Below are 8,750 nucleotides of genomic sequence, written 5' to 3' on the forward strand. Positions count from 1 at the left end.
ATGAACCACCGGATCGCGGTGGTGACGCACGGCCGCATCACCGGTTTCCTCGACGACGAGGAAGCCATCCGGGAGAACATCATGGAACTTGCCACCGTCGGCAAGGCGCAGCTGAAAGGAAACGCAGCGTGAGCAACAACAGCGGGACCGCCGAGGTGGTGGCGGCGCCGAATCCGGTCCTCCGGATCGCGAAATCTTCCCTGCAGCAGATCTTCGTGTTCGCGGCCCTCGCGATCATCTACCTCTTCTTCTGCTTCGCGGCACCCAACTTCGCCCAGTTCGGGGTGGCCCTGGACATCATCCAGCAGTCCGCCTACATCGGGGTGATGGCGCTGGGAGCCACTTTCGTCATCGCCACCTCCGGCATCGACCTGAGCTCCGGGACCGGCATGACGCTGGTGGCGGTCTTCGCGGGAATCTTCCTCTCGGGGGACTGGATGAACCTTCCTCTCGGTGGGGGTCTGATGCTGATCCTCCTGGTGGGTGCGCTGCTTGGTCTCGTCAACGGTGTGAACATCTCCTTCTTGGGGCTGCCGCCGTTCATCGCGACGCCGATGCTAGCCGCTTTTAAGCTCGGCGCGTCATTGACGCCGTCGCCCACGAAAAGCACCGGCTTGCCCTCATCGGTCAGGGATTTGATGAACTCATATTTGCCGCTTGGAAGCACTCCGCTTCTTACCTCGTCGATGCCGAGGTTGCGAGCGACGAAATTTGCCGTTTTGGCGTTATCGCCCGTTAGCATGACGGTTTTTACGCCGCTGCTTTGTAGCGTCTGCACGACGCCGCGCGCTTCGGCTCTGATCTCGTCGCTAAATGCGATGAAGCCCGCGTACGAGCCGCCTATCGCGCAGTAAACGACGCCGAAGCCCTTGTCTAAAAGTTCCTCCGCTTCTACTTCGACGCCCGCATCCACGCCGCGCTCGCGCAGAAAGCCTGCACTGCCGCAAAGGATTTCGCCGGTGGGATTTTTCGCGACGATCCCCTTGCCCGCGATGCTTTCAAACTCGCCGTTAAATTTAGAAATTTCGCCGAATTTCAGCTCGGCAAATTTTACGATCGCCTTTGAGATCGGATGCTCGCTAAGCTTTTGCGCGCTTGCCAGAGCGTAGAGATCTTGGGCGCTCAGATCGCTGAAGCTTACCGAAATTTCGCCCTTACTAAGCGTGCCGGTTTTATCGAAAACCGCGACGTCGGCGCTTTTTAAAATTTCTAAAATTTCGGGATTTTTGATTAAAATTCCAGCCTTTGCGGCGTTTGAGATCGCGCAAACAATCGCAATCGGCGTCGCAAGACCTAGCGCGCACGGGCAGGAAATGATAAGCACGCAGATAGCGGCGGATGCGGCATATGAGAGCCGCCCGTCAAGCGCCATCCACGCTATAAAGCTAGCAAGCGCGATCAAAATCACCGCGGGCACGAAGATGTTTGAAATTTTATCCGCAAAGCGCGCGATCGGCATCTTTTTGTTGCCCGCCTCGTTCAGCAGATTTTTAATCTCGGCAAGTAGCGTCTGATGCGGGAATTTCGTCACCTTCACGTAGATGACGCCGTCGGTGCTGACGCAGCCTGCGTTTACCTCATCGCCCACGCTTTTATAAACCGCCAAGCTCTCGCCGCTGATGAGCGAGGCGTCGATCTGCGCGCCGCCTTCTACGATAAGCCCGCCGCATGGGATGCCCGAGCCGTTTTTTACGAGAACCTTATCGCCCGGCTTTAGCGCTTCTGCGCGCACTTCGGCTATCGTGCCGTCGTCTTTGATCAAAAGCGCGGTTTTAGGGCTTAGATCGATTAGCCCCTTGATGTAGTCGTTCGCCTTCATCTTGCTGCGCTCTTCTAGGTATTTGCCGAGCGAAATAAAGGCGATTATCATCGAGGCGGACGAGAAATAAAGATTGGTAAATTCATTCTGCGCGCCGTGCGTATAGACCCACGCCGCGGCCGTTAGCGAATAGGCAAACGCAAAAAAGCTTCCCATCGCCACAAGTACGTTCATATCAAAGCTTCTGTTTTTCAGCGAGCCGTAAGCGTGATAAAAGAAGTTCTTGCCGCAGTAAAACAAGCTCACGCACGCCATCGCCGCGCAAAGCAGCGCTTTTGGAACGAAGCCTAAAAAGCCGCTCATCTCCACAGCCATCACCGCCGCGGCTAAAATGAGAGCGAGGATCAGCCTAAATAGCGCCGCTTTGAGATTGCTCCGCTTTTTGCGCTCCAAATCCTCGTAATCCACGGCGATGTCGTAGCCTAGCTTTTTGATCTTGGCTTTTAACGTCTCCTCAAGCGCCGGATCAGCAAGTACGAACTCACCGCTGCCGTTTGCGAAATTTACGTGCGCGTCCTGCACCCCCTCGATCTTGCGACTTACCCGCTCGATCGCATTGGAGCAGTTTACGCAGCTCATCCCGACGATATTTAGAGTGATTTTGCTTGGCATCCGTTAGTTTTCGCAGGCTAGCTTTTCTGCGACGCTAAAGCCCAAATCGTCCATCTCCTCTTTAAATTTAGCCTCGTCGCGCGGATCTAAGCTTAAACTCACCACTCCGCTTGCCACATCCACCTCGATCTCGCCGAAATCGTCCTTAAGCGCGTTTTTGATCGTCCTCGCGCAGTTTTCGCAGTGTATATTTTGCGCCTTAAATTTTACGCTTTGTTTCAAAGCCATGAGCCTCTCCTTTGGATTAAAATTTCAAAACTTATACTACTTTTTAATAAATTTTATTTCAACGCCCGCTCCTGAAATTTAAGGGTTTTTCGTTATAATCACCCGTTTTAAATTTAAGCTTTAAGGAATTTTATGGGACGAGCTTTTGAATACAGACGCGCTTCAAAAGAAGCTAGATGGGGGAAGATGAGCAAACTTTTCCCAAAACTGGGCAAGGCCATAACGATGGCGGCGAAAGAGGGCGGCGAAGATCCGCTGATGAACTCCAAGCTGCGCGCCGCGATCGCTACGGCAAAGGCGCAAAATATGCCCAAAGACAACATCGACGCGGCTATCAAGCGCGCAAGCGGCAAGGATAGCGCCGATATCAAAACGATCTTTTACGACGGCAAGGCGCCGCACGGCGCGCTTTTAATAATCGAATGCGCCACCGATAACCCGACCCGCACCGTCGCGAACGTTAAGTCGATTTTAAACAAAGCCAAGGGCGAGTTTTTGCCGAGCGGCAGTTTGAAATTTATGTTTTCGCATAAGGCCGTTTTTGAGACTAAGCTGCCGAGCCGCGACATCGAGGAGCTGGAGCTTGAGCTCATCGACTTCGGTCTTAGCGAGCTTGAGATCAACGAGTTTGAAAACGACAAGGGCGAGCTCGAAAAGACGCTTCTAATCTACGGCGAATACGAAAGCTTCGGCACTCTAAACGAGGGGATCGAAAAGATAGGGCTTGAGATCATCAGCGCAAGCTTAAAATTCGTCGCCAACGAAAAGCACGAATTTAGCAAGGAGCAGCTTAGCGATATAGACGCGCTGCTTGAGCGGCTAGAGGATGACGACGACGTGCAGGCAGTTTACACCAACATCGCATAGGAGAAAAAAATGGAAAGCTTAAAAATTTACGACATCGACGCAGCGGCTTTGGCGCGCGATAAATACGCAGTTATCAAAACCGAAAAGGGCGATATGAAGCTGGAGCTTTTCGCAGATGAAGCCCCGCAGGCGGTTACGAATTTCGCTAGCCTTGCGCGCAGCGGGTTTTACAAGGGGCTAAATTTTCACCGCGTAATTCCAAATTTCGTAATCCAAGGCGGCTGCCCGCGCGGCACCGGCACGGGCGGTCCCGGCTGGCGCATAAAGTGCGAATGCGACCGCCAAAAGCACAAGCACGTGCGCGGCGCACTTTCGATGGCGCACGCGGGGCGCGATACGAGCGGAAGCCAGTTTTTCGTCTGCCACAGCGCGCAGCCGCACCTAGACGGCGTGCATACGGTGTTCGGACAAATCGTGGATCAGCCTAGCCTAGCGGTTTTGGACGCGATCAGACAGGGCGATAAGATCATTGACATCGAGATTAAAGAGAGCTTACAATCGTGATTAAATTTAAACCGCGGGGCGCCAGACCGTGATAAAGATCGGCACGGATATAACCGCGGTGCGCAGGATTGCGGCGCTGCACGCAAAATACGGCGCGAAATTTCTAAAGCGTATTTTGAAAAAATCCGAGCGCTCCTCGGCACTGCGCGACGAAAGTATCGCGGGCGTCTATGCCGCCAAAGAGGCGCTTAGCAAGGCTCTAGGCACCGGCATCGGCGCGGAATTCGGCTTCAAAGACGCCAAAATTTACAAAGACGCCCTGGGCGCGCCGCATCTAAAAATACGTAAAAAAATCCGCAAAAAATTTCATATCAAATCCGCAAGCCTTAGCATCACGCACGACGCAAACGTCGCAATCGCCGTAGTCGCACTAAAACTCAATAAGCCGCGCTCAAAGTAACTAAACGAAGCGACGCGGGCGGCAAAAACCCCGCGTAAATTCTGCACAAAATTTTGCGTAACGGAATTTAACGGCAGGAGCGTAGATTTCTATTAAAATTTCACGGCGAAATCACGCTCTAAAATTTAAAGCAGGCGCAAAGCCGCTTTCGTCCGACGCACGTATCATCAAGGATTTTTGTGAGCCGACCGAACATACATCACTGCGGCGGCGTGCGTTCATCGCATCCGTCTCAAGCAAGAGCTTCTGCGCCGTATCTATGCCGAATAAAATACCGCGGGTAGCGCGGCGCTCTCTATTGCTATGTGCGAAAAAATGGAGGCGAGTTTATGTCGCTGCATTTACCGCCTAGTCTGCCGCTAGTTTAAGCGATCACAGATAAGCGGCGCGCCCACAGCAGCGAGCGATCAAAATTTACACGGCAAAATTCACAAATGAAATTCCGCGGGCTGTAAATTTAGCGCTAAATTTTTAAAATTTCACGGCGGCGCAAAATTTTAAAATTCCATGCAGGGCGGATTTAAAATTTTAAGCCGCAAGTCTGCGAGGATAAATTTAGCCGCCAAGAAGTTTTCAAAGCCCCTGCAAAAAATTATTTCGGCGCGATGCCGCAAAATTTTAAATTGCTCGTATTTTGGCGGCGCGCTTACGCGGCTTACGTTTTCGCGCGAGGTATAAATTTTCAATTCTCTATATTTTGACCTACGGCGCATTGCGATAGGGTTTGGAATTTTCCCCGTATAAATTTCAATCGTCTATATTTTGACCACTCCGAAACTGCGCCCAAAGCCGCTCTGTATTTAAAGCCGCGCAAATTTTAATCACTTGCGCCAAGATATGATTAAATTTAAAGCGCAAAGCGCGGTCGTAGCGCTAGCTTACGTCAAAATACCCCCAAACTACGACTAAAATTCCAAGCCGCGACCGAATCTTACGTGCAACAAAAGGCGGGCTACTCCGCCTTTTTTAGATTATCGGCGAGCAAAAACGCAAGCTCCAGCGCCTGATCTGCGTTTAGGCGCGGATCACACTGCGTTTCGTAGCGCTGTTTTAGCGTCTCTTGCGTTACGTTAAACGAGCCGCCCGTGCACTCGGTGACGTTTTGACCGGTCATCTCAAGGTGAATGCCGCCCGCGTGCGTGCCCTCCGCAGCGTGGATCTCAAAAAAGCTCTGCACCTCGCTTAAAATTTTAGAAAACTCGCGCGTTTTGTAGCCGTTGGCAGCCTTGACGGTGTTGCCGTGCATCGGATCGATGCTGTATAGGATCGCCCTGCCCTCGCGCTTTAGCTCGCGTAAAATTTGCGGCAGCCGCGCGCCGATCTTATCCGCGCCCATGCGGATGATGACGTTTAGCCTGCCTGCTTCGTTTTGCGGATTGAGCTTGTCGCAAAGGCGCAAAATTTCATCTGCGGTGCCGCTCGGGCCGATCTTGACGCCGAGAGGGTTTTTGATACCGCTTAAAAAATGCACGTGCGCATCGTCCGCGCCGCGCGTGCGCTCGCCGATCCAAAGCATGTGCGCCGAGCAGTCGTACCAATCGCCGCTGGTGCTGTCGATGCGCGTCAGGCACTCCTCGTAGTGCAGCAGCAGCGCCTCGTGCGAGGTGTAAAGCACCGTCTCGGCAAGGCTCGGGGAATTTGCGGCGCTTAGCCCGCACGCCTCCATAAATTTAAGCGTGCGCGAAATTTCATCGCTGAGCTCGTTAAATTTAGCCTCCAGCTCGCCCTTTTTCAAAAAGCCCAAATTCCACTTATGCACCTCGTGCAGGTTCGCAAGACCGCCGCGAGAAAAGGCGCGCAGCAGATTCAGCGTCGAAGCGCTTTGATGATACGCCTCGATCATGCGCGCAGGATCCGGCTTGCGCGCCGCTTCGTTAAACTCAAATCCGTTGATTATGTCGCCGCGGTAGCTAGGCAGACTTACGCCGCCAACCTCCTCGAAGTCGCTGCTGCGCGGCTTTGCGAACTGCCCTGCGATGCGACCTACCTTAACGACGGGGCATCCCGCTGCGAAGGTAAGAATGATCGCCATCTGAAGCATTACCTTAAACATATCGCGGATATTATTCGCGCTAAAATCATTAAAGCTCTCCGCGCAATCGCCGCCTTGAAGCAGAAACGACTTGCCCTCGCTGGCGCGCGCAAGCTCGGCTTTTAAGTTGCGAACCTCGCCCGCAAAAATTAACGGCGGCAGCTTGTAAAGGCGCTCTTTAGCGGCCTGCACCGCACTTTCATCCTGATAAATCGGCTGCTGTAAAATTTTATAATCTTTCCACGACGTCCTACTCCAACTCATAGCCCCTCCTAGATTTCGTAAAATTTCACGATTATACCCAAATAAGCTTTTATTAACCCAAAAAATCTTAAAATAGCGCCTTTAGGCAATTTGGAAGGAATTTTATGGAAGAAAACCGCACTAAAGGGCTAATGCTTGCTCTTGCCACCTTTGTTATGTGGGGCGTTTTTCCGATATTTTTCAAGCTCATAAAGGACGTGGACGCGGTGCAAATTTTAGCGCATCGCGTCGTTTGGTCCTTCCTGCTGCTGCTCGTTTTTCTCTGCTTTACGCACCGCTTAAAAAACGTCGCGCGGCTTCTTAGCACCCCCAAAATCGCTCTCACGCTGCTTTGTACGGGACTACTTATCAGCACGAACTGGGGTATTTATATCTACGCGGTAAATTCCGATCAAATTTTAGCCACCAGCCTCGGATATTTTATAAATCCGCTATTTTCGGTGCTTTTGGGCGCTTTGTTTCTGCACGAACGGCTAAGCGCGGCGGCTAAATTTTCCCTGCTGCTAGCCTTTGCGGCGATCGGCGTGCAAATTTACGCCCTAGGCAGGCTTCCCATAATCTCGCTCGTACTGCCGCTTAGCTTTGCATTTTACGGGCTCATACGCAAGAAGGTAAAAGTGCCTAGCTTTGAGGGGTTGTTTTGCGAGACGGCGCTGATGCTGCTGCCCGCGCTTGCGTTTCTGATCTACTGCGCGCTGAAAGGAAGCGGCGCCTTCGGCTTTAGCGTAAGCGGTGCGCTGCTGTTTGCAAGCGGGCTGATTACGATTTTGCCGCTGCTTACCTTCGCCGTAAGCACGCAGTATCTGCCGCTATCTACGATCGGCTTTATGCAATACATCAGCCCTAGCATGAGCATGCTGATCGCGGTATTTATCTACGGCGAGGAGCTTGAGACTTACAAAATTTTGAGCTTTTCGCTAATTTGGTTCGGGCTCGCGGTCGTGGGCTTGGACGGCTTAAGGAGAAAAAATGGCTAATTTCGCTTTGATGTTCGCAGTTGCCCTTGCGGTGGGCGCGCTCGTGTATTTTCAGGTCCAAAAGGCTTCCGCGCGCGCAGACGCCGCAGACCCAGAGCTTAGCTCGCAAAGGTATATGAAATTTTGCAATATTTTAGAGAGCAAACTGCGAGATCTAAAGCGGCTAGAGCTGCGCGACGAGGGGGCTCGCGAGAGCTATCTAGACGAGCTTGAGGCTCTTAGCAAGGAGCTGGTTTATATCAAAACGATGCATCAAAGCAACCTAAATCCCGCCGTGTGGGAGGGTAAGCTATTTGAGTTTCTAAATAAAACGGACGCGCTTATCGAAAAATACGCCGTGGGCGCAGAGCGCTCGCTGCAAGACTGGCGCAAGCAGCTAGAGATGGAATTTAAAAATTTGTAGCGCGAAATTTTAAGCGGCGAATTTCGCGGGTGTCTATATCGGTAGAATTTTAACGCCTAAATTTATATGATTTAATGCGCCGCAACTCTTGGAATTTTTAAAATTTACATACGCGCCGGAATTTTTGCAAACCGCTTGCGTCATAGCGACAAAATTCCATGTGTTTTATAAAGCAAAAACGACGCAAATTTTAAATCGGCGTAATTTATAGAATTTTGCAAGATACACAGCAACCGCGAAGCCGATAATCGCGTCTGTAAATTTATAGAATTTACTCATTGGTAGACGCGGTATCTGCAGTCTTGGATCCCGCTTGCTCTAGCTGCTTAGACGCATTGCGCCTTAAAATTTTATCATACTCCTCAACCCGTATCAACTTGCCCTTATACTCTATTTTAAGATAATATTCCAATTTTTCTAATTGCAAATATCTAAAAAATTTATCTAAATCAAAGCCGCTTGCACCCTTAGGCTCATCGCCGCAGAGCGAGGAATAGTGCTTTATAAGCGTATCGTAGATATCAAGTAGTGCTGTATTTGGCGTTACCGAGCCGCATCTATTAAGATCGGGCAGCGAGCCTCTGTTAAGCCCGATTGCACCCTTTTCCCAATCCTTTGGCTGCTCCGCCATAGTAAACCTGACC

At 51.5% G+C, this 8,750-nt stretch carries 8 protein-coding genes and 2 pseudogenes; 6 read left to right on the forward strand and 4 right to left on the reverse strand.

All coding sequences use genetic code 11. From position 1 onward, the window contains the following. Positions 1-326 precede the first annotated feature (326 nt). Positions 327-527 (forward strand): annotated as a pseudogene (locus Q0256_RS11625) (ABC transporter permease); the annotation flags it as partial. Between the two features lie 14 nt (positions 528-541). Here the strand turns inward: Q0256_RS11625 and Q0256_RS07505 are convergent. Together Q0256_RS07505 and Q0256_RS07510 are read right to left on the reverse strand one after the other, a co-directional pair. Further along, positions 542-2,431, reverse strand: a pseudogene (locus Q0256_RS07505) (heavy metal translocating P-type ATPase); the annotation flags it as partial. Positions 2,432-2,434: 3 nt separating this feature from the next. Beyond that, positions 2,435-2,659, reverse strand: coding sequence for a heavy-metal-associated domain-containing protein (locus tag Q0256_RS07510; RefSeq protein WP_297921553.1), 225 nt, complete (start codon positions 2,657-2,659; stop codon positions 2,435-2,437). Positions 2,660-2,791: 132 nt separating this feature from the next. Between Q0256_RS07510 and Q0256_RS07515 the strand changes: the two genes are divergently transcribed. From Q0256_RS07515 to acpS, 3 genes are read left to right on the forward strand one after another with little or no spacing between them, the layout of a single operon-like run. After that, positions 2,792-3,526, forward strand: coding sequence for a YebC/PmpR family DNA-binding transcriptional regulator (locus tag Q0256_RS07515; protein WP_297961806.1), 735 nt, complete (start codon positions 2,792-2,794; stop codon positions 3,524-3,526). A 9-nt stretch (positions 3,527-3,535) separates the two neighbouring features. Further along, on the forward strand, positions 3,536-4,030 hold the full coding sequence (locus tag Q0256_RS07520) for a peptidylprolyl isomerase (protein WP_297961809.1): 495 nt from the start codon (positions 3,536-3,538) through the stop codon (positions 4,028-4,030). A 28-nt stretch (positions 4,031-4,058) separates the two neighbouring features. Continuing rightward, positions 4,059-4,430, forward strand: a complete 372-nt coding sequence (gene acpS / locus Q0256_RS07525; RefSeq protein ID WP_297961812.1) for a holo-ACP synthase — start codon at positions 4,059-4,061, stop codon at positions 4,428-4,430. Positions 4,431-5,382: 952 nt separating this feature from the next. Here acpS and Q0256_RS07530 read toward each other — a convergent pair. Continuing rightward, positions 5,383-6,726 (reverse strand): class II 3-deoxy-7-phosphoheptulonate synthase, encoded by a 1,344-nt coding sequence (locus tag Q0256_RS07530; RefSeq protein ID WP_297961815.1) that lies wholly within the window; start codon positions 6,724-6,726, stop codon positions 5,383-5,385. A gap of 104 nt (positions 6,727-6,830) precedes the next feature. On the opposite strand from Q0256_RS07530, the gene rarD reads away from it, so the two are divergent. Together rarD and Q0256_RS07540 are read left to right on the forward strand one after the other, a co-directional pair. Beyond that, the gene (rarD, locus tag Q0256_RS07535) at positions 6,831-7,703 is read left to right on the forward strand and encodes an EamA family transporter RarD (protein ID WP_297961818.1); all 873 of its coding nucleotides are present in this window, start codon (positions 6,831-6,833) and stop codon (positions 7,701-7,703) included. Beyond that, on the forward strand, positions 7,696-8,106 hold the full coding sequence (locus Q0256_RS07540; protein ID WP_297961821.1) for a hypothetical protein: 411 nt from the start codon (positions 7,696-7,698) through the stop codon (positions 8,104-8,106). Before rarD ends, Q0256_RS07540 begins: the two co-directional genes overlap by 8 nt. A 271-nt stretch (positions 8,107-8,377) precedes the next feature. On the opposite strand, the gene Q0256_RS07545 is transcribed toward Q0256_RS07540, so the two are convergent. After that, on the reverse strand, positions 8,378-8,750 hold a 373-nt coding region (locus tag Q0256_RS07545; protein WP_297961824.1), incomplete at its 5' end, for a hypothetical protein.

This window comes from uncultured Campylobacter sp., assembly GCF_937949835.1.
Classification (GTDB): Bacteria; Campylobacterota; Campylobacteria; order Campylobacterales; family Campylobacteraceae; genus Campylobacter_B.